Source organism: Pseudomonas putida NBRC 14164, from assembly GCF_000412675.1.
Taxonomy (GTDB): domain Bacteria; phylum Pseudomonadota; class Gammaproteobacteria; order Pseudomonadales; family Pseudomonadaceae; genus Aquipseudomonas; species Aquipseudomonas putida.
Genome location: NC_021505.1, coordinates 5,300,146 through 5,321,792 on the forward strand (window position 1 = coordinate 5,300,146; position 21,647 = coordinate 5,321,792).

General features: G+C 62.0%; 17 protein-coding genes. 10 read left to right on the plus strand and 7 right to left on the minus strand.

From position 1 onward, the window contains the following. Window positions 1-37: 37 nt before the first annotated feature. From PP4_RS23585 to PP4_RS23620, 8 genes are all read left to right on the plus strand, one after another. A complete protein-coding gene (locus tag PP4_RS23585) occupies window positions 38-1,426 on the plus strand; it encodes a polynucleotide adenylyltransferase PcnB (protein ID WP_016501622.1) in 1,389 nt (462 codons plus the stop codon). Further along, the gene (folK, locus tag PP4_RS23590; RefSeq protein WP_016501623.1) at window positions 1,423-1,902 is read left to right on the plus strand and encodes a 2-amino-4-hydroxy-6-hydroxymethyldihydropteridine diphosphokinase; all 480 of its coding nucleotides are present in this window, start codon (window positions 1,423-1,425) and stop codon (window positions 1,900-1,902) included. The genes PP4_RS23585 and folK overlap by 4 nt, the downstream gene beginning before the upstream one ends. 262 nt (window positions 1,903-2,164) lie before the next feature. Continuing rightward, the gene (gene panB / locus PP4_RS23595; protein ID WP_016501624.1) at window positions 2,165-2,965 is read left to right on the plus strand and encodes a 3-methyl-2-oxobutanoate hydroxymethyltransferase; all 801 of its coding nucleotides are present in this window, start codon (window positions 2,165-2,167) and stop codon (window positions 2,963-2,965) included. Beyond that, window positions 2,962-3,825: a pantoate--beta-alanine ligase gene (panC, locus tag PP4_RS23600; protein ID WP_016501625.1), complete on the plus strand. Its 864-nt coding sequence runs from the start codon at window positions 2,962-2,964 to the stop codon at window positions 3,823-3,825. The genes panB and panC overlap by 4 nt, the downstream gene beginning before the upstream one ends. A 177-nt stretch (window positions 3,826-4,002) precedes the next feature. Further along, entirely contained in the window at window positions 4,003-5,667 is a 1,665-nt protein-coding gene (pgi, locus tag PP4_RS23605; RefSeq protein ID WP_016501626.1) for a glucose-6-phosphate isomerase, read from the plus strand. A 198-nt stretch (window positions 5,668-5,865) separates the two neighbouring features. Next, a complete protein-coding gene (gene acs / locus PP4_RS23610) occupies window positions 5,866-7,800 on the plus strand; it encodes an acetate--CoA ligase (RefSeq protein ID WP_016501627.1) in 1,935 nt (644 codons plus the stop codon). A gap of 42 nt (window positions 7,801-7,842) precedes the next feature. Beyond that, window positions 7,843-8,712 carry an oxygenase MpaB family protein gene (locus PP4_RS23615; RefSeq protein ID WP_016501628.1) on the plus strand — a complete coding sequence of 290 codons (870 nt, stop codon included), beginning with the start codon at window positions 7,843-7,845 and terminating at the stop codon, window positions 8,710-8,712. Between the two features lie 78 nt (window positions 8,713-8,790). Then, on the plus strand, window positions 8,791-11,727 hold the full coding sequence (locus PP4_RS23620; protein ID WP_016501629.1) for a DUF748 domain-containing protein: 2,937 nt from the start codon (window positions 8,791-8,793) through the stop codon (window positions 11,725-11,727). Window positions 11,728-11,848: 121 nt separating this feature from the next. Here the strand turns inward: PP4_RS23620 and PP4_RS23625 are convergent, their stop codons facing one another. Then, the gene (locus tag PP4_RS23625) at window positions 11,849-12,262 is read right to left on the minus strand and encodes a VOC family protein (protein ID WP_016501630.1); all 414 of its coding nucleotides are present in this window, start codon (window positions 12,260-12,262) and stop codon (window positions 11,849-11,851) included. Between the two features lie 60 nt (window positions 12,263-12,322). On the opposite strand from PP4_RS23625, the gene PP4_RS23630 reads away from it, so the two are divergent. After that, window positions 12,323-12,625, plus strand: coding sequence for a putative quinol monooxygenase (locus PP4_RS23630; RefSeq protein WP_016501631.1), 303 nt, complete (start codon window positions 12,323-12,325; stop codon window positions 12,623-12,625). A gap of 78 nt (window positions 12,626-12,703) precedes the next feature. Here the strand turns inward: PP4_RS23630 and PP4_RS23635 are convergent, their stop codons facing one another. Further along, a complete protein-coding gene (locus tag PP4_RS23635) occupies window positions 12,704-13,054 on the minus strand; it encodes a BON domain-containing protein (RefSeq protein ID WP_016501632.1) in 351 nt (116 codons plus the stop codon). 314 nt (window positions 13,055-13,368) lie between these two features. On the opposite strand from PP4_RS23635, the gene PP4_RS23640 reads away from it, so the two are divergent. Next, on the plus strand, window positions 13,369-14,787 hold the full coding sequence (locus PP4_RS23640; protein ID WP_016498256.1) for an IS1182 family transposase: 1,419 nt from the start codon (window positions 13,369-13,371) through the stop codon (window positions 14,785-14,787). 118 nt (window positions 14,788-14,905) lie between these two features. Here the strand turns inward: PP4_RS23640 and pnp are convergent, their stop codons facing one another. From pnp to infB, 5 genes are all read right to left on the minus strand, one after another. Then, complete coding sequence (pnp, locus tag PP4_RS23645; RefSeq protein WP_016501633.1) at window positions 14,906-17,011, minus strand: polyribonucleotide nucleotidyltransferase; 2,106 nt, start codon at window positions 17,009-17,011, stop codon at window positions 14,906-14,908. Window positions 17,012-17,260: 249 nt separating this feature from the next. After that, the gene (gene rpsO / locus PP4_RS23650) at window positions 17,261-17,530 is read right to left on the minus strand and encodes a 30S ribosomal protein S15 (protein WP_012274241.1); all 270 of its coding nucleotides are present in this window, start codon (window positions 17,528-17,530) and stop codon (window positions 17,261-17,263) included. Window positions 17,531-17,677: 147 nt separating this feature from the next. Beyond that, window positions 17,678-18,595, minus strand: coding sequence for a tRNA pseudouridine(55) synthase TruB (gene truB, locus PP4_RS23655; RefSeq protein ID WP_016501634.1), 918 nt, complete (start codon window positions 18,593-18,595; stop codon window positions 17,678-17,680). A 3-nt stretch (window positions 18,596-18,598) separates the two neighbouring features. Next, on the minus strand, window positions 18,599-18,997 hold the full coding sequence (gene rbfA, locus PP4_RS23660; protein ID WP_016501635.1) for a 30S ribosome-binding factor RbfA: 399 nt from the start codon (window positions 18,995-18,997) through the stop codon (window positions 18,599-18,601). A 116-nt stretch (window positions 18,998-19,113) separates the two neighbouring features. Further along, window positions 19,114-21,642 (minus strand): translation initiation factor IF-2, encoded by a 2,529-nt coding sequence (infB, locus tag PP4_RS23665; RefSeq protein WP_016501636.1) that lies wholly within the window; start codon window positions 21,640-21,642, stop codon window positions 19,114-19,116. Window positions 21,643-21,647 lie beyond the last annotated feature (5 nt).

Here is a 21,647-nt window from a genome sequence, read left to right on the forward strand (position 1 = left end):
TATTGTTGGCCGAACATTCCTTCACACAGTGCATCCCATGCTGAAGAAGCTGTTCCAGTCTTTCCGCCCGCCCGTACCGGGCCCGCACCACAGGCGCACCACGCCTGAGGTGATCAACAAGAGCCAGCACTCGCTGCAGCGCCACCAGTTCAGCCGTCACGCGGTGAACATCGTGGAACGCCTGCAGAGCGCCGGCTACCAGGCTTACCTGGTCGGTGGCTGTGTCCGCGACCTGATGCTGGGCATCACGCCGAAGGACTTCGACGTCGCCACCAGCGCCACCCCCGAACAGGTCCGTGCCGAGTTCCGTAACGCGCGCATCATTGGTCGCCGCTTCAAGCTGGTTCACGTGCATTTCGGCCGTGAGATCATCGAAGTTGCCACCTTCCGTGCTCCCCACTCGGAAGACGATCAGGGCGACAGCCACCGTTCGTCGCACAATTCCAGTGGCCGCATCCTGCGTGACAACGTTTACGGCACCTTGGAAGAAGACGCGCAACGTCGCGACTTCACCATCAATGCCCTGTACTACGATCCGGTCAGCGAGCGCATTCTCGATTACGCCAATGGTGTACACGATGTACGCAACCGCCTGCTGCGGCTGATCGGCGACCCGACCCACCGCTACCAGGAAGACCCGGTGCGCATGCTGCGCGCGGTGCGTTTCGCCGCCAAGCTGGACTTCGGTATCGAGAAGCACACGGTCCAGCCGATCCGCGAACTGGCCCCACTGCTGCGCGAGATCCCGCCGGCACGGCTGTTCGAGGAATGCCTCAAGTTGTTCCTCTCCGGCCAAGGCGCCATCGCCTTCGAAATGCTGGTCGACCTGCAGCTGTTCGAGCCATTGTTCCCGGCCAGTGCACACGCCCTGGACGAGCGCCCGACCTACGCCCACACACTGATCAGCCAGGCGTTGCAAAACACCGACCTGCGCGTGAAGCAGGGCAAACCGGTAACTCCGGCATTCCTGTTCGCTGCACTGCTGTGGCCAGCCCTGCCGGCCCGTGTACTGCACCTGCAGAACCAGGGCGTGCCGCCGATCCCGGCCATGAACGGCGCGGCACACGACCTGATCGCCGAGCAATGCGCGCGCATCGCCATTCCCAAGCGCTTCACCCTGCCGATCCGCGAGATCTGGGACATGCAGGAGCGCCTGCCACGGCGCAGCGGCAAACGCGCCGACCTGCTGCTGGACAACCCACGCTTCCGCGCCGGTTACGACTTCCTGCTGCTGCGTGAAAGCGCCGGGGAAGAGACCGACGATCTCGGCCAGTGGTGGACCGACTACCAGGATGCCAACGACAGCGAGCGCCGCGAGATGATCCGCGAGCTGGGCAGCCGTGACGAAGGCACCGGTGCCGGCCCGCGTAAACGCAAACGCAGCGCCAGCAAACGCAAGCGCGGTGGCGACGAGGCGCCCGAGTGAAGACTCGCGCCTACGTCGGCCTGGGCAGCAACCTGGACGCACCTGCCGAGCAACTGCGCAGTGCCTTGCAGGCGCTGGACCAGGTCGAGCAGACCCGCCTGGTGGCGGCTTCGGCCCTGTACACCAGCGATTCGCTGCTGCCCGGTCAACCGCGTTACACCAACGCTGTCGCCGCCCTGGACACCGCATTGCCGCCACTGGCGCTGCTTGATGCACTGCAAGCCATCGAGAACGGCCAGGGCCGCGTGCGCAAGGAGCGCTGGGGCCCGCGCACGCTGGACCTGGACATCCTGCTGTTCGGCGACCAGGTACTCGACGAGCCACGCCTTAAAGTGCCGCACTACCACATGCATGCCCGGCCTTTCGTGTTGTACCCACTGGCCGAACTGGTACCGGACAATTTCCACCTGGCCGATGGCCGGGCCCTTGCGCAACTGCTCGACGACTGCCCGTTCGTCGGCCTTGAACGCCTGTAAACCGGGCGTTCCAGCCTTGCCCGCTGGCACGGTAACGCCAGTAACACCCTGATCGTAACAATGCGGTAACAGGGTGATTGACTTCCCCCACCTCGCTCACGACTATAGGCGTCCCGTGTGGCACCAAAGTGCCGCATACCCGTATTTAGGCCCGGACGGACCTGTGCCCGAACATCACGCGCGATGATGTGCCGCTCCGGAAGATGACTACACGCGTTGAATGCAGTCGTTTTTTACAGCGCCTGAACGAGGATTTTCCGACATGCCTGAAGTAACCCTTACCACCCTCAATGGCCTCAAGGCCAAGGGTGAAAAAATCACCATGCTGACGTGCTATGACGCGACCTTCGCCAAGGCCGCCAGCCAGGCCGGCATCGAAGTGTTGCTGGTTGGCGACTCGCTGGGGATGGTCCTGCAAGGCCACGACAGCACCCTGCCGGTCACCACAGCGGACATGGCCTACCACACCGCCAGCGTCAAACGCGGCAACGACGGCGCGCTGATCCTCGCCGACCTGCCGTTCATGGCCCACGCCACCCCGGAGCAAGCCTTTGCCAACAGCGCCACGCTGATGCAGGCTGGCGCCCACATGGTCAAGATCGAAGGCGCAGCATGGCTGGCCGAAACCATCCGTCTGCTGGCTGAGCGCGGCGTGCCGGTGTGTGCGCACATGGGCCTGACTCCGCAGACCGTCAACGTGCTGGGCGGCTACAAGGTGCAAGGTCGCCTGGAAGCCCAGGCCCGCCAGATGCGTGCCGACGCCATCGCCCTGGAACAGGCCGGCGCGGCCATGCTGCTGCTCGAATGCGTGCCCAGCGAACTGGCGGCAGAGATTACCAATGCCGTGGGCATTCCGGTGATCGGCATTGGCGCCGGCAGCGCCACCGATGGCCAGGTGCTGGTACTGCACGACATGCTCGGCCTGTCGCTGACCGGCCGGGTGCCGAAGTTCGTGAAGAACTTCATGCAAGGCCAGCCTGATATCCACAGCGCCCTCGTCGCTTACGTCGAGGCGGTAAAGCAGGTCAGCTTCCCAGGTAGCGAACACGGGTTCAGTGCATGAATACAGTCAAGACCGTCCGCGAATTGCGCGCCGCCGTCGCCCGCGCTCGTGGTGAAGGCAAGCGCATCGGCTTCGTGCCGACCATGGGCAACCTGCACAGCGGCCACGCGGCCCTGGTGACCAAGGCTGCGCAGCGCGCCGATTTCGTTGTGGCCAGCATCTTCGTCAACCCGCTGCAGTTTGGCGCCAACGAAGACCTCGACAAGTACCCGCGCACCCTGGCCGCCGACCAGGAGCGCCTGCTGCAGGCGGGCTGCAACCTGCTGTTCGCGCCCAGCGCCGAAGAGATGTACCCCGACGGCATGAGCGTGCAAACCCGCGTCAGTGTGCCCCACCTTTCCGAAGGCCTGTGTGGCGCCAGCCGGCCCGGGCATTTCGAAGGTGTGGCCACCGTGGTCAGCAAGCTGTTCAACATGGTCCAGCCTGACCTTGCCGTGTTCGGTGAAAAGGACTTCCAGCAGCTGGCGGTGATCCGCGCCATGGTGCGCGACCTGAACATGCCGATTCAGATCATAGGCGAGCCCACTGTGCGCGCCGAAGATGGCCTGGCGCTGTCGTCGCGCAATGGCTACCTCACGCCGGAGCAGCGTGCGATCGCGCCAGTGCTGTACCGCACGTTGCAGCACATTGCAGAGGCCATCGGCCGTGGCCAACGGGACTTTGCCGCGTTGGTCGCCGATGGGCAGGCGCAGCTGAGTGCGGCGGGGTTGCGCACAGATTATCTAGAGGTGCGCCATGCCGTGAGCCTGCGCCCGGCCGTGATCGATGACCGGGACCTGGTGGTGATTGCGGCGGCTTACCTGGGTAACACCAGGTTGATCGACAACCTTTACCTGCATGTGGAAGAGAAGACCGCGTAACGGCCTGGGGCTGCTCTGCAGCCCATTCGCGGGCATGCCCGCTCCCACAGGCGCCCCCAAAATCACCTTGCCATACCCATTCCCAGCGCGTGGCCTTTGCCTATAATGATGCCAGCCTGAACCCGGCAATGACTGCCGTGTCCAAGGCATCACCACGCACCAAGGGAACCCCGCGCAATGGCGTATTACCGTACTCCCCACGATGTGACGGCCCTGCCCGCCTGGCAGGCGCTTCAGCAACACCGCGACGCCATGCAAGGCTTCAGCATGCGCGAAGCCTTCGCCGCCGATGCCCAACGCTTCGACCAGTTCTCCCTGAGCTGCTGCGGCCTGTTCCTCGACTACTCGAAAAACCTGATCACCGAACAAACCCGCGACCTGCTGGTGAACCTGGCCAACGAAGTGGGCCTGCAAGACGCCATCAAGTCGATGTTCAGCGGCGAAATCATCAACGCCTCCGAAGGCCGCCCGGTGCTGCACACTGCCCTGCGCCGGCCCGTGGGCGACAAGCTCAGCGTCAACGGCGTGAACGTCATGCCGGAAGTACACAAGGTACTCAACCAGATCACCGAACTGGTCGGGCGCATCCACGACGGCCTGTGGCGCGGCTACAGCGAAAAGCCCATCACCGACGTGGTCAACATCGGCATCGGTGGCTCGTTCCTTGGCCCCGAGCTGGTTTCCGAGGCGCTGCTGCCCTACGCCCAGCGTGGCGTACGCTGCCACTACCTGGCCAACATCGACGGCAGCGAGTTCCACGAGCTGTCGGCCAACCTGCGCGCCGAAACCACCCTGTTCATCGTCTCGTCGAAGTCGTTCAACACCCTCGAGACCCTGAAAAACGCCATGGCCGCGCGCACCTGGTACCTGGCCCAGGGCGGCTCGGAAGCCGAGCTGTACCGCCACTTCATCGCGGTTTCCAGCAACAAGGCCGCCGCCGTGGCCTTTGGTATTCGCGAAGAGAACATCTTCCCGATGTGGGACTGGGTGGGTGGGCGCTATTCGCTGTGGTCGGCCATCGGCCTGCCAATCGCCCTGGCGATCGGCACAGCCAACTTCAAGGAACTGCTGTCCGGTGCCCACACCATGGACCAGCACTTCCAGACCGCGCCGTTCGACAAGAACATGCCGGTGCTGCTGGCCCTGCTGGGCGTGTGGTATGGCAACTTCTGGGGCGCGAACAGCCACGCGATCCTGCCGTACGACCACTACCTGCGCAACATCACCAAGCACCTGCAGCAGCTGGACATGGAGTCCAACGGCAAGAGCGTGCTACAGGACGGCACCCCGGTGAAAATCGATACCGGCCCGGTGATCTGGGGCGGGGTCGGCTGTAACGGCCAGCACGCCTACCACCAGTTGTTGCACCAGGGCACCCAGCTGATTCCGGCCGACTTCATCGTTCCGGTGGTGAGCTTCAACCCGGTGGCCGACCACCACCAGTGGCTGTACGCCAACTGCCTGTCGCAGAGCCAGGCGCTGATGCAGGGCAAGACCCGTGAAGAAGCCGAGGCCGAACTGCGAAGCAAAGGCCTGAACGAAGCGGACATCGCGAAGCTGGCCCCGCACAAGGTGATCCCGGGCAACCGCCCGAGCAACACCTTGGTTGTGGAGCGCATCAGCCCACGCCGCCTGGGCGCACTGGTGGCAATGTACGAGCACAAAGTGTTCGTGCAGAGCGTGATCTGGGGTATCAACGCCTTTGACCAATGGGGTGTGGAACTGGGCAAAGAGCTGGGCAAGGGTGTTTACCAACGCCTGGTCGGCACCCTGGAAGACAGCGCCGAAGACGGCTCTACCCAAGGCCTGATCAACTACTTCCGCGGCCGTCACCGCGGTTGATCCAACGCCTGTACGGGCCGCTTCGCGGGTAAACCCGCTCCAACAGGAATTGCACAGGTTTCAAGAATTGTGCGGCCCCTGTGGGAGCGGGTTCACCCGCGAAGAGGTCAGCACAGGTTGAACACCGCTCCCAGCTACACTGTCCTATCGAATAGCCGTTGCAGTCCATCGCCCCTTACAAGAGCAGGACCACCCGCCATGTTCGATATCCGCAATTACCCCCAGGCCCTGGCCGTCAGCCAGTCCGCCGCCCTCACCCCCGACGAATACCGCCGCCTCTACCGCCAGTCGGTCGACGACCCTGACACCTTCTGGGCCGAACAAGCCAAACGCCTGGACTGGATCAAGCCCTGGTCGAGCGTGCAGCAATGCGACCTGAACACCGGCAAAGCCCGCTGGTTCGACGGTGCACAACTGAACGTCAGCTACAACTGCATCGACCGTCACCTGGCCCAGCGCAGCGAGCAGACCGCCCTGCTGTGGGAAGGCGACGACCCGAAAGATGCAAAGACCATCACCTACCGCGAACTGCACCATCAGGTCTGCCGCCTGGCCAACGCACTGAAAGCACGCGGGGTTAAAAAAGGCGACCGGGTATGCATCTACATGCCGATGATCCCCGAGGCTGCCTTCGCCATGCTCGCCTGCACCCGCATCGGTGCCATCCACTCGGTGGTGTTCGGCGGTTTCTCCCCCGACGCCCTGCGTGACCGCATACTCGACGCCGACTGCCGCACGGTGATCACCGCCGACGAAGGCGTGCGGGGTGGCAAGCGCATCCCGCTGAAGCAGAACGTCGACAAGGCCCTGGCCAGCTGCCCCGCAGTCAGCAGTGTATTCGTGGTGCGCCGCACCGGCGGCGATGTCAGTTGGGCCGAAGGCCGCGACCTCTGGTACCACGAGGCAACCGACAACGCTGGCGACGACTGCATCCCCGAACCGATGGAAGCCGAAGACCCGCTGTTCATCCTCTACACCTCAGGCAGCACCGGCAAACCCAAGGGCGTGCTGCACACCACCGGCGGGTACCTGTTGCAGGCGACGATGACCTTCAAGGTGGTGTTCGATTACCGCGACGGCGAGGTGTTCTGGTGCACCGCCGACGTCGGCTGGGTCACCGGCCACAGCTACATCGTCTATGGCCCGCTGGCCAATGGCGCAATCTCGCTGATGTTCGAAGGCGTGCCCAACTACCCGGACACCTCGCGCTTCTGGCAAGTGGTGGACAAGCATCAGGTGAACATCTTCTACACCGCCCCAACCGCCCTGCGCGCGTTGATGCGCGAGGGCTCGGCGCCATTGCAGGGTACTTCGCGCAAAAGCCTGCGCCTGCTGGGCAGCGTCGGCGAGCCGATCAACCCCGAAGCCTGGGAATGGTATTTCGAGGAAGTCGGGCAAAAGCGCTGCCCCATCGTCGATACCTGGTGGCAGACCGAAACCGGCGGCATCATGCTCACACCGCTTCCCGGCTCGCAGTCACTCAAGCCCGGTTGCGCCACCCAGCCCATGTTCGGCGTGCAACCGGTACTGCTGGACGAAAAAGGCAAGCTGATCGAAGGCCCCGGCGCCGGCCTGCTGGTGATCAAGGCCAGCTGGCCGGGTCAGATCCGCAGCGTCTATGGCGACCACCAGCGCATGGTCGACACCTACTTCAAGCCCATGCCCGGCTACTACTTCACCGGCGACGGTGCCCGCCGCGACGCCGATGGTGACTACTGGATCACCGGGCGCATCGACGATGTGATCAACGTGTCCGGGCACCGCATCGGCACCGCAGAGGTGGAAAGCGCGCTGGTGTTGCATGACAGCGTCGCCGAAGCAGCGGTGGTCGGTTACCCCCACGACCTCAAGGGCCAGGGCGTCTACGCCTTCGTCACGACCATGAACGGCGTGGCCCCGGACGACGCGCTCAAGGCCGAACTGCTGGCCCTGGTCAGCAAGGAAATCGGCAGTTTCGCCAAGCCCGAGCTGATCCAGTGGGCCCCGGCGCTGCCCAAGACCCGCTCAGGCAAGATCATGCGGCGTATACTGCGCAAAATCGCCTGCAACGAGCTGGACAACCTGGGCGATACCTCGACCCTGGCCGACCCCAGCGTGGTACAGGGCCTGATTGATAAACGCCTCAACCAGTAACCGGCGGCCACTGTCCATGGCCGCCCTGAACCACAGGTCGCCATGGAAGCCCTTCGCCGCCGCATCGAAACCCAGGTCATGAGCCTCACCGGGCTGGCCCTCGGCCAGCTCGACCTGGAATCGCCCAAGGGCGACCCCGGACTGTTCGGCCCGCACAGCATCAGCTGGCGGGTACATGGCGACTTCCCGAGCATGCTGGTGGGCGGGATCAGCGCACTGATGCTGCAGTTGCTCCACCCGCTGGCCCTGGCCGGTGTGTGGGACCACTCAAACTTCCGTGAAGACCTGCTCGGCCGCCTGCGCCGCACCAGCCAGTTCATTTCCGGTACCACCTTTGGTGCCACCGGCGATGCCGAGTGGCTGATCGACAAGGTGCGCACCATTCACTTGCAGGTCACCGGCACCGCACCGGACGGCCGCCCCTATGCCGCCAGCGACCCGGACCTGCTGACCTGGGTGCATGTGGCGGAGGTCAGCAGTTTCCTCGCCGCCCACCTGAGTTACCGCAACCCGCACCTGCCGCGCGCCGAGCAGGATGCCTACTACAACGAAATCGCCCTGATCGCCGAACGCCTTGGCGCCCGTGACGTGCCACGTTCCTGTCAGCAAGTCGAAGACTACCTGCAACGCATGCGCGCGCAGCTGCACTGCGATACGCGCAGCCATGAGGTGATACAGATCCTGCTCGACGCCCCTGCCCCCAGCCGCCTGGCACAGCCGGTAGGCAAGCTGATGCTGCACGCCGGCATCGACCTGCTTCCAGGCTGGGCCCAGACCATGCTCGGCCTGCAGCACGGCCCCTTGCAACAGCGCCTGATCCGCCTGGGCCTGAAACGCACCGCGCCTGTGCTGCGCTGGGCAATGCGCGACGGCTCGGCGCATCGGGCCAAACGGCGCATGGGCATCGAGTGAGGGCAAATGGTCGCCCCTGCGGAACTGATTTAACGTGCCATACTCCAAGCACTCCTGCTTAGACAGACGAAGCGACACATGTACAAAGGATTGACTCGCGCCGCTGGCGCAATCGTGGCCCTCGTAGCCCTCTACAGCCTGCTCGGCTTTCTCGTCCTTCCCGGTGTCGCGCTGCGCATCGCCAACCAGCAGTTGGCCCAGTACGCGACCGTGCCGGCCCACCTCGAGCGGATCGAACTCAACCCCTTCAGCCTCGAAATGACGCTGTGGGGCCTGCAGATCGGCGAGCCCGGCAAGGAGCAGGTCGGTTTCGAGCGGTTGTACGCCAACCTCTCGCTCGACAGCCTGTGGACCAAAGCCCTGCATCTGGAAGCCGTGGAACTCGAGAAGCCACGCAACGAGGTGCTGTTCGCCAAGGACGGTACCCTGAACCTGACCAGGTTGTTCAAGCTGCCTGCCAGTGAAGCGAAACCCGAAGAGCCGCCCAGCGACCCGTTCCCGCTACGTGTTGCCAGCATCAAGCTAATCGATGGCTACCTGCACTTCGAGGACCAGCGCCCCAGCGAGCCCATCGAGTTCCTCTACGACAACATGAACCTGGAGCTGAAAAACCTCAGCACCCTGCCCAACGACAATGCCGACATGACGCTGGTGGCCAACGGCCCCAACGGTGGCCGTGTCGACTGGAAAGGCACCTTGAGCCTGTCGCCGATCGCCTCCGAAGGCACCCTGAAAGTCACCGACGCCAAGATGAAGCTGTTCTGGCCCTACGTGCGCGATGCGGTGCCACTGGTGCTGGAAGACGGCGTGGTCAGCCTCGATACGCATTACAAGCTCAACCTCGCCAAACAGACCGAACTGCTGCTGGATAACGCCTCCCTGCGCATCGCGCCATTCGCCATCAAGGCACCGGACGGTCGCCCGTTGGCGCGCCTGGCCAGCCTGGAGGTGAGCGAAACCTCCGTAGACCTGGTCAAGCAACTGGTCAGCGTGGGCAAGATCCGCAGCGAAAAACTGGAAACCTGGGCGGCACTGGAAAAAGACGGCCAGCTCGACTGGCAGAAACTGTTCGCCAGCCAACCGGCCAAGGCCACGCCGAAGGAAAAGGCCGAGCCTGCCGCCGCCGAGCCTACGCCTGAAGAGAAAGCCGCCAAGGAGCCTGGCAAGCCGTGGCAAGTGCTGCTCAAGGACGTGCAATTGCGCAACTACCTGGTGCACCTGGCAGACCGCAGCCAGAAAGAGCCTGTCGCCTTGGACATCGGCCCGCTCAACGCCGACCTGCAAGGTTTCGACAGCCTCAACCAGTCGCCCTTCACGCTCAAGCTCGATACCGGCGTAGGCAAGCAAGGCAAGCTGCAGGCGGCTGGCCAGGTCAACCTGGCGCCGATATGGGCCAAGCTGGATGTGAGTACTCGCGACATCGACCTGCGCGTGGCCCAGGCCTACATCAGCCCGTTCATCCTGCTGGAGTTGCGCAGCGGCATGCTCGCCAGCGACCTCAAGGTCGACCTGAAGAACACCGCGCCGCTGGCGTTCAACGTGACCGGCAAGGCGCAGGTCAACCAGTTGCATACCCTGGATACCATCAAGAGCCGCGACTTCGTCAAATGGCAGCAGGTGAATGTCGACGGCTTGTCCTACGTGCACGGCGATGCACTGTCGATCGACAAGGTGACCCTGCTACAGCCCTATGCGCGTTTCATCATCAACGAAGACCGCACCACCAACGTCAATGACCTGCTGATCCCGCAACCGGCCGGCGCCCCGGCGAGCAGCCCGGCGAAACCGGCCTCGGCCAGCAGCGACAAGCCGCTGGGCATCCACATCGGCCAAGTCGACATCAAGGACGGTTCGGCCAACTTTGCCGACCTGTCGCTCACCCCCAATTTCGCCACCGCCGTCCAGCAGCTCAACGGCCAGATCGGCACCATCGACAACCGCAAGCCGCTGCCGGCCAAGGTCGATATCAAGGGCAAGGTCGACCGCTACGCACCGGTTACCATCAAGGGTGCCCTCAACCCGTTCAACCCGCTTGCCAGCCTGGACATCGCCACCAGCTTCAAGCGCGTCGAGCTGACCACGCTGACGCCCTACTCCGGCAAGTTTGCCGGTTTCCGCATCCGCAAGGGCCGGCTCAACCTCGACCTGCACTACCTGATTACCAACGGCCAACTCAAGGCCGAGAACAAGGTAGTGGTGGAGCAACTGCAACTGGGCGAGAAAGTCGACAGCCCGGACGCGGTCGACCTACCGATCCGCCTGGCAGTGGCCCTGCTGAAGGACACCGAGGGCAAGATCTCGATCGAGCTGCCGGTAACCGGCGACCTCAACAACCCACAATTCAGCGTGATGCCGATTGTCTGGCAAACCCTGCGCAACCTGGTGCTGCGCGCGGCACAGGCGCCGTTCAAGTTCATTGGCGGGTTGGTTACCGGCGGTGGCTCGGAAGACTTGGGTAACGTGGCCTTTGCCCCGGGCTCCAGCGAACTCACCGGCGATGCCCAGTCGTCACTGGACAAGCTGGCGTCGGCGCTGAAAGAGCGCCCGGAGCTGCGCCTGGAAATCGAAGGCACCAGCGCCCAGGCCAGCGACGGCCCGCTGATCGCCCAGCAGCGCCTGGAGCGTGAATACCAGGCCACCTGGTACAAGATCCTCCAGCGCCGCGGTGAAAAAGTGCCGGCCAATGCGTCGATGCTGGTAGTCGACGACAGCGACAAGCCAGCAATGCTGGAAGGCATCTACCGCACGCGCCTGAAACAGCAACCGCCTGCCGAATGGGAGCAACTGGGCCGCGACGAACGCACCACCAAGCTACGTGAGGCAGTGATCAAGTCGTGGGCAGAAAGCACCCCACTGCTGCGTACACTGGGCCAAGAGCGGGCCAGCAGTATCAAGGATTACCTGGTGGACAAGGGCAAGCTGGAAGATGACCGGGTGTATTTCATCGATACCAGCCTGGGCCAGCCCGAGAGCGATGGCCGGGTGGTGACGCCGATGCATCTGGATGCCGAGTAATCCCCTCTAGCAGGCTTGACCTCTTCGCGGGCATGCCCGCTCCCACAGAGATCGCGCACTACCACAGACCTGCGCGATACCTGTGGGAGCGGGCGCGCCCGCGAAGAGGCCGGCACAGGCTTCAGACCAACCGCTGCCCCGACACCGCCGGGTGATACAGCGGCTGCACCTTGTTTCCCGCCGGGTCCAGCAGGTGGAAGCTGCGCGCCCCGTCACCATGGTTGAATGGCCTGTCCAGCAAGGTTACGCCATGGGCCTTGAAGTACTGGTACCAGGCTTCCAGTTCCTCCACGCTGTCCACAATGAACCCGTAGTGATCCAGGGTCTGCAAACCGTTGGCCGCCCCGGCTCCCCGCCCCAGCGAAAGGTTGTCGTTGCCGCAGGTGAGGTACACCAGGTCTTCGTTGGCGCGGTTCAGCACTTCCATGCCCAGCACCTCGACGTAGAAGCGTTCGCACTCCTCCAGGTTGGGTACCAGCAGGGCAATATGGCGCAGGCCATTCAGGCGGCCGGGACGTGCAGGCAATTCAGACATTGGCGAGGCTCCATTTTTGTATACAATTCATAATCGAATTTAAAACAAAAGGAGCGACTTGTGTATAGCCTGTTCATCAAGACCCGTGTAAAGCCCGGTTGTGCGAAGGCGTTTCTGGCAGCGATCAAGGTCAATGCCGCCGCGTCCGTTGCCAGCGAGCCTGGCTGCCTGGTGTTCGATGTGTCGCAGGACCGGGTCGACCCGGAGCTGATCTATCTGTACGAAATCTACCGCGACGATGCCGCGTATGAAGCCCATACCCAGACCGCGCACTTTCGCGACAGCCGCCCACTGGTAGAACCGCTGATCCTGGAGCAGGAATGCTTCGAGAGCGATGTAATCGCCCGCAACCCGGTGTACTGAGCGCCAAAAGCAAAGCCCCGGCACAGGGCCAGGGCTTCAGTAGAGGTGGCCAAATCCTTATGGCCGACGGGACATCCCTTATTCGGACTTCAGGCCATCAGCCGACACGGCCTTGACGCCTTTGATTTTCTTGGCGATGGCGACCGCCATCTCTTTCTGTGAATCGGTAACGGCAACATCGGACGACAGCGACACAACGCCTTTGTTGGTTTCAACCTTGATGTCGCTGCCTGGCACGCCTTTCTCGGTCATCAGGTCAGCTTTGACCTTGGTGGTGATCCAGGTATCAGAGGTAGCTTCCTTGGCTTGGGTCACCTCACCGGCCGCCAGCGTCATGGGGGCCTGGGTGGACTGTTGGGCAAATGCCGCGTTAGCCATGGTCAGGGTCAGAGCGGTAGCAGTAGCGGCAGCAATGGCGAACTTCTTCATGTGGGTCACTCCTGTTTTTTCGAAAGGTCTGCGCCTGTGTCCTGGCGGCAGGTATGAAGGTAGTTGCATGTGCTGTGCCAGCTTTGAGACTTCTATTTAACCCTTATAAATCAATTAGTTAGCACACAGCCATCAGTTGCGTGGTCGTGCATTTTGCAATCTGCGCGGTAAACCTGCATGCAAGATGCAAGTCCGCAAAAGGTTCCCGCCACCCATGAAAAAAGGGCCCCGTAGCAGACTGTGTGAAAACCTAGCATTCTGCCCGGCCCTTTAAGAGAATGCTCCGTATCGGAAGATACGGAGCATTTTTCGTTATGGCCTACATACAAGGAGAGTCTCGCAGCCAGACCAGTCTGTTCCCGGTCTCGCTGGAGGAGCTGATCCCGGAAGATCACCTCGTACGGGTCATTGACCTGTATGTCGCCAGGCTCGACCTGGGCCAGCTCGGCTTCGAAAAAGCGCAGTCCAAGGCCATAGGGCGCCCCGCCTACGACCCCGCCGATCAGCTCAAGCTCTACCTCTATGGCTATTTTCAGCGCATCCGTTCCTCGCGGCGTTTGGAAGCCGAGTGCCAGCGTAACATCGAGGTGATGTGGCTGATCAACCGGCTCAAACCTGACTTCAAGACCATCGCTGACTTTCGCAAGAACAACAAAGCCGCTTTCGTTGCGACGTGCCGGGCGTTTGTACAGTTCTGCCGAACCGCCGGTTTGATTGCTGGTGACTTGGTTGCCATCGACGGCAGCAAGTTTCAGGCGGTCGCTTCCCCCCGGCGCCATTTGAACCTGAGTCAACTCAAGCGTCAGGATGAGAAACTGGACAAGCGGATCGCCCAATATCTGGCTGATCTGGATGCCGCTGACAAGTCTGAGGGCGAGCAAGTGGTCGATCGCACTGCGATCAAAGCGGCCTTGGCGAAGCTTGAGGCCAAGCAGCAAGACAACCGCACTTGCCAGGCCTTGATGAAATCAATGGGGCTGGAGCAATTCAACACGCACGAAAGCGATGCCCGCATGATGCGCACTCCCAAAGGAGCGCGGGTTGCCTATAACGTGCAGACCGCCGTTGACGCAGAACACTGCCTGATTTTGCATCACGAGGTGACGCAAGAGGGCGATGATCGCAAGCAGCTTGAACCCATGGCTAAAGCGGCCAAGGCTGAGCTGAAACAGAAAGCGCTGACCGTTACAGCTGATATGGGTTACTCGAATGGCCAGCAGTTCCAGGCATGTGAGGAAGCCTCCATTACCGCGTACGTTCCGCCAAACCGAACCTCGAACCCAGGCGGTGAGGCATTATTCGAGCGCAAGGACTTTACCTACGACGCCGAACAGGATCGGTACCAGTGCCCGGCAGGGCAGTGGCTAACGCTGAAGCAGCGTCACAAGGGCGACCGGATCTACCAGGCGGCGATCAGTGATTGCGCCGGGTGCACGCTGAAATCCCAATGCACGACGGCCAAGCGCCGCTATGTCTCGCGCCACGCTCAAGAGGAAGCCTTTGAGCGTATGGCGCAGCGGATGCAGATGCATCCAGAGATGATGGAACGGCGCAGATCCATCGTGGAGCACCCGTTTGGCAATCTCAAACAATGGCTGTTTGGCAACGGGCGCTTCCTGCTGCGACAACTCGCAGGCACAAGAGCTGAAATGGCTCTCGCTGTGACCGCTTACAACCTCAAGCGGGCGATTAGTGTCCTGGGTGCCAAGCAAATCATGCAACTGATGGGCTGAAGGGCCTTTTTCAGCACAAAAACAAACGCCCCGAACAAGTCGGGGCGTTTGGTATAGGGCCTACCAGTGCGTTTTCACACAGTCTGGTAGGGCCCTTTTTCTGTTGCGGTGCAGTCGCTTAGACGCCCGAGGCCTTGGCCGCGGCAACGTCTTTGATCGACAGTTTGATACGGCCGCGGTTGTCCACGTCCAGTACCAGCACTTCAACTTCCTGGCCTTCTTTCAGGATGTCGGTGACTTTCTCGACGCGAGCATCGCTCAGCATCGAAATGTGCACCAGGCCGTCCTTGCCAGGCAGGATGTTCACGAAGGCGCCGAAGTCGACGATACGCTCAACCTTACCCACGTAGATCTTGCCGATTTCGGCCTCGGCGGTGATGCCCAGGATGCGCTGCTTGGCAGCCTCTGCCGCTTCCTTGGTTTCGCCGAAGATCTTGATCGAGCCGTCGTCTTCGATATCGATCGAAGCCTTGGTCTCTTCACAGATGGCACGGATGGTGGCGCCGCCTTTACCGATGACGTCACGGATCTTGTCGGTGTCGATCTTCATCGCGATCATGGTCGGGGCGTTGGCCGACAGCTCGGTACGCGACTGACCAATGATCTGGTTCATCTGGCCGAGGATGTTCAGGCGCGCTTCCAGGGCTTGGCCCAGGGCGATTTCCATGATCTCTTCGGTGATGCCGTTGATCTTGATGTCCATCTGCAGCGCGGTAACACCTTTGGCGGTACCGGCTACCTTGAAGTCCATGTCGCCCAGGTGGTCTTCGTCACCCAGGATGTCGGTCAGAACGGCAAACTTCTCGCCTTCCTTGACCAGGCCCATGGCGATACCGGCAACCGGCGCCTTCATTGGCACACCGGCGTCCATCAGGGCCAGGGATGCACCGCAGACCGAAGCCATGGAGCTGGAACCGTTGGATTCGGTGATTTCCGAAACCACGCGGATGGTGTACGGGAACACGTCAGCAGCCGGCAGCATGGCCTGGACCGAGCGGCGGGCCAGACGACCGTGGCCGATTTCGCGACGGCCAGCACCGCCCATACGACCACACTCGCCCACCGAGAACGGCGGGAAGTTGTAGTGCAGCATGAAGGGGTCTTTCTTCTCGCCTTCGAGGGTGTCCAGCAGCTGGGCGTCACGGGCAGTACCCAGGGTCGCAACGACCAGAGCCTGGGTTTCGCCACGGGTAAACAGCGCCGAACCGTGGGTCTTCGGCAGAACACCTACTTCGATGTTCAGCGGACGAACGGTCTTGGTGTCGCGGCCGTCGATACGTGGCTTGCCGTTTACGATGTTTTCGCGAACGGTGCGGTATTCGATTTCGCCGAAGATTTCTTTGACTTCCGCAGCCGAAGGCTGGCCTTCTTCACCGGAGAACTTGGCGATGGCCTGATCACGCAGCTCACCCAGGCGGGCGTAGCGGTCAGCCTTGACGGTGATGGTGTAGCCCTGCGAAACGCCCTCGCCGAATTCGGCGCGGATGGCGTTGAACAGCTCGGTGTTGGCAACGGCTGGTTTCCAGTCCCAGGTAGGCTTGGCAGCTTCGGCGGCCAGCTCTTTGACAGCCTGGATAACGGCCTGGAATTCGTCGTGGGCGAACAGTACGGCACCCAGCATCTGGTCTTCGGTCAGCTCTTGGGCTTCCGATTCAACCATCAGTACCGCGTCGGAGGTACCGGCAACGACCATGTCCAGGCTCGAGGCAGCCAGTTGCTCGTAGGTCGGGTTCAGCAGGTAGCCGGTGCTTTCGTGGAAGGCAACGCGGGCGGCGCCGATCGGGCCTTCGAACGGAATACCCGAGATGGCCAGGGCAGCCGAGGTACCGATCATCGCAGCGATGTCCGGGTCGGTCTTCTTGCTGGTGGAAACCACGGTGCAGACGACCTGCACTTCGTTCATGAAGCCTTCCGGGAACAGCGGACGGATCGGACGGTCGATCAGGCGCGAGGTCAGGGTCTCTTTCTCGGAAGGACGGCCTTCACGCTTGAAGAAACCACCTGGGATCTTGCCGGCGGCGTAGGTCTTTTCCTGGTAGTGAACCGACAGCGGGAAGAAACCCTTGCCTGGATCAGCCTGTTTGGCGCCTACCACAGTCACCAGCACGGTGACGTCGTTGTCGACGGTAACCAGCACGGCGCCGGTTGCCTGACGGGCAATACGGCCCGTTTCGAGAGTAACGGTCGACTGACCGAACTGGAATGTCTTGATTACCGGGTTCACGGTTTCCTACCTTTTTCAGTGGCTCTGGGGGAACTGGTTTCTTGCGAATTTGTGGGCAGAACGGGGAATCGGCCCCATTGACCGTCCAGATACAACACGAGGCTGGGAGCCTGGCTGAAGAGCGGAAAACCGCTCCACTTCACCAGGCTGCCAACCTCGGAGATACGCATGGCGTGCCCATAGACAACGCTGCCAGGCAGCGCTGCCACTGCATGAGACACGCCATGCACACCACTGACCAGGCCGCTATTAGCGACGCAGGCCCAGGCGACCGATCAGGGCGCTGTAACGAGTGGTGTCTTTACCCTTCAGGTAGTCCAGCAGCTTACGACGCTGGTTTACCATACGGATCAGGCCACGACGCGAGTGGTGGTCTTTACCGTTGGCCTTGAAGTGGCCTTGCAGCTTGTTGATGTTCGCGGTCAGCAGAGCAACCTGAACTTCCGGGCTACCAGTGTCGCCAGCGGCTTGCTGGAAGTCGGTAACGATTTGAGCTTTTTCTTCAACGCTGAGGGCCATTTGGCTTCTCCTGATAACGGATCCCGCAAGCGGGGTCCAATAGGCCAGGGACAAATCCCTGTATTAATAAAAAAGGTGTGACCGTGCCTACTGACAGCCACCCTTGATTCCGTAGGGTTCGGCCAAAGCCTCACCCTGCGGTTTCGGTCATTCCGACCGAATCAGCCGACGCGGCGCAATACGCCCGTCTTCGCTCACTTCACCGATACCGATGAAGCGCGCATTGTGATCCTGTACCCGGACCATGCCAAATTGTGGCGCGTCCGGCGCGCGTACCGCCTGACCATGCAGCCAGTAGAACGCGCTGTGCTCGGACAGGCTCACCATGGGCCAGTCCTGCAGGCCGCTGTCCGAGGGCATCAGGAAGCGATCGAGCGCTTCGTTACCGCCTTCGGCATGGGCCTGTTCAAGCGCTTCGAGCGTGACCGTTTGTGCCAGCGCGAAGGGCCCGGCCTGGGTCCTGCGCAACTCGGCAACATAGGCACCGCAACCAAGGGCCTCGCCGATATCCTCCACCAGGGTGCGGATATAGGTGCCTTTGCTGCATCCTACGGTCAACCGTGCACGAGTGCCTTCGCACTCCAGCAACTCCAAGCGGTTAATAGTAACAGAACGCGCCTCGCGCTCCACTACCTCTCCTGCACGTGCCAGCTTGTACAACGGCTGGCCGTCACGCTTGAGCGCCGAGTACATCGGCGGTATCTGGCTGATCGGGCCACGAAAACGTGGCAGCACCGCTTCGATGTCGGCACGACCAACGGTCACTTCGCGGGTCTGCAGCACCTCACCTTCAGCATCGCCGGTGTTGGTAGTCTGCCCCATCTGCATGACGGTTTCGTAGCCCTTGTCGGAATCGAGCAGGTACTGCGAAAACTTGGTCGCCTCGCCGAAGCACAGCGGCAGCACGCCGGTTGCCAACGGGTCGAGGCTACCGGTGTGACCGGCCTTTTCCGCGTTGAGCAGCCAGCGCACCTTTTGCAGGGCGGCGTTGGACGTGAAGCCCAGAGGCTTGTCGAGCAGGATGATGCCGCTGACATTGCGGCGGATACGTTTGACCTGGGCCACCGCTTACTCCTTGGTGTCCAGCTCGTCGGTATCCTTGTGCAGGCGGTCTTCGGCCACTGCACGCTCGATCAGCGCCGACAGGTGCACACCGCGGCTGACGCTTTCATCGAAGTGGAAGTGCAACTGCGGCACGCTGCGCAGCTGCATCGAGCGGCCCAGGTGCAGACGCAGGAAGCTGGAAGCACTGTTGAGTGCCTTCAACGACTGCTTCACGGCGTCTGGCGTTTCCTCGCCCATGACGGTGATGAACACCTTGGCATGGCCCAGGTCACGGCTGACGTCCACGGCGGTGATGGTGACCAGACCGACACGTGGATCCTTGACTTCGCGACGGATCAGCTCGGCCAGCTCGCGCTGCATCTGATCGCCGATACGTTGGGTACGGCTGTATTCTTTGGCCATTCTTGCTACCTGTAACTTAAAGCGGCAAACGCCCGGTCAGACGAATGCCTGACCGGGCGCTACCTGAAGAGGTGCCGCAAACCGCCCTGTAGCGGGCGTTTGCGGCTAGCTCGCCCTTAGAGGGTACGAGCCACCTGGACTTTCTCGAACACTTCGATCTTGTCACCGACCTTGACGTCGTTGTAGCTCTTGACGCCAATACCGCACTCCATGCCGTTACGCACTTCGGCGGCGTCGTCCTTGAAGCGACGCAGCGATTCCAGCTCGCCTTCGAAGATAACCACGTCTTCGCGCAGTACGCGGATCGGACGGTTACGGTACACGGTACCCTCGATGACCATACAGCCAGCGATGGCGCCGAACTTCGGCGAACGGAACACGTCACGTACTTCGGCGACACCCAGGATGTTCTCGCGAACATCGCTGCCGAGCATGCCGGTCAGGGCCTTCTTGACGTCTTCGATGATGTCGTAGATCACGTTGTAGTAACGCATATCCAGACCTTCCTGCTCGACGATCTTGCGCGCGCCGGCATCGGCACGCACGTTGAAGCCGAACAGTACTGCATTCGAAGCCAGCGCCAGGTTGGCGTCGCTCTCGGTGATACCACCGACGCCGCCACCGATCACACGGACCTGTACTTCGTCGTTGCCCAGAGCGCCGAGCGAACCGTTGAGCGCCTCGAGCGAACCGCGAACATCGGTCTTGAGAACGATGTTGAGGGTTTTCTTCTCGGCCTGGCCCATGTTCTCGAAGATGTTTTCCAGCTTGCCGGCGTGAGCACGGGCCAGCTTGACCTCGCGGTACTTGCCTTGACGGAACAGGGCAACTTCGCGGGCTTTCTTCTCGTCGGCCACTACCGACAGCTCGTCACCGGCTTCCGGCGTGCCATCCAGGCCGAGGATTTCGACCGGGATCGACGGGCCAGCTTCCTTCACAGGCTTGCCGTTCTCGTCGAGCATGGCGCGAACACGGCCATAGTTGGAGCCACACAGGACCATGTCGCCCTGACGCAGCGTACCGTCCTGGACCAGGATGGTAGCAACCGGACCACGGCCCTTGTCGAGGCGCGATTCAACCACGACACCACGGCCTGGGGCGGTCGGCGTAGCGGTCAGTTCGAGAACCTCGGCCTGCAGCAGGACGGCTTCGAGCAGTTCGTCGACACCGGTACCCATCTTCGCCGAAACCTTGACGAACGGCGTGTCACCACCCCATTCCTCGGAGGTCACGCCTTCGACGGACAGTTCGTTGCGGATGCGATCGAGGTCAGCGCCCGGCTTGTCGATCTTGTTCACCGCGACCACCAGCGGAACGCCAGCTGCCTTGGCATGCTGAACGGCCTCGCGGGTTTGCGGCATCACGCCGTCGTCCGCCGCCACCACCAGGATGACGATGTCGGTCGCCTTGGCACCACGTGCACGCATCTGAGTGAAAGCTGCGTGGCCCGGGGTGTCGAGGAAGGTGACCATGCCGCGGTCGGTTTCGACGTGGTAGGCACCGATGTGCTGGGTGATACCACCGGCTTCGCCAGCGGCAACCTTGGCACGACGGATGTAGTCGAGCAGCGAGGTCTTACCATGGTCAACGTGACCCATGACAGTTACCACCGGCGCACGCGACTCGGACTGGCCTTCGAATTTCAGCGATTCGGCCAGGGAGTCTTCCAGGGCGCTGTCGCTGACCAGAGTGACCTTGTGGCCCAGCTCTTCTGCGATCAGCTGAGCGGTTTCCTGGTCGAGTACCTGGTTGATGGTAACCGGGGTGCCCATCTTGAACATGAACTTGACAACTTCAGCGCCCTTGACGGACATCTGGTTGGCCAGTTCGGAGACCGTGATGGTCTCGCCGATGGTCACGTCACGGATGACGGGGCCGGTCGGGTTCTGGAAGCCATGCTGGTTACGCTTCTTCAGCTTGCCCTTGCCACCACGACCGCGACGAGCGCCATCGCTCTCTTCGTCGGTGGTACGCGGAGCGGCACGCGGAGTCGGCGCCTTTTCCTTTTCCTTGACCTTGACCTTGATCGACACACGAGGCGCCTCGCCACGACGACGATCGTCATCGCGAGTACGGCTTTCGTTGCGACGGGTCTCGTCCTTCTTGCGCTCGGCAGCACGGGCTGCAGCGTCTTCGGAGGCCGGGGCGTCGGCGACTACCGGAGCCGGGGCAGCGGCAGGTGCCGGCTCTGGCTTGGCGGCAGGCGCAGGAGCGGCTACAGCAGAGTCGGCTGCCTGACGGCGAGCCTGATCTTCGTTGCGCTGGCGGACTTCGGCATCAACCTTGTCACGAACGGCGTTTTCAGCCGCACGGCGCTCTTCCACTTCACGCTTCTGCTCAGCCTGGACTTCTTCCGGGCTGCGCTGCACGAATACTTTCTTCTTGCGTACTTCTACGCTAATGCTCTTGCTACCGGCGACACGCAGGGTGCTGGTGGTTTTGCGCTGCAAGGTAATCTTGCGCGGCTCTTCCGCCTTGCTCTTGTGGCTGCTTTTCAAATGAGTCAGCAGGGTCTGCTTCTCATTGTCGGTCACTACCTGACCGGCGTCGGTGTGCGGCAGACCTGCCTCACGCATCTGCTGCAGCAGGCGCTCTACCGGTGCCTCGACCTCTTGGGCCAGTTCTTTCACCGTGACTTGCGTCATGCACT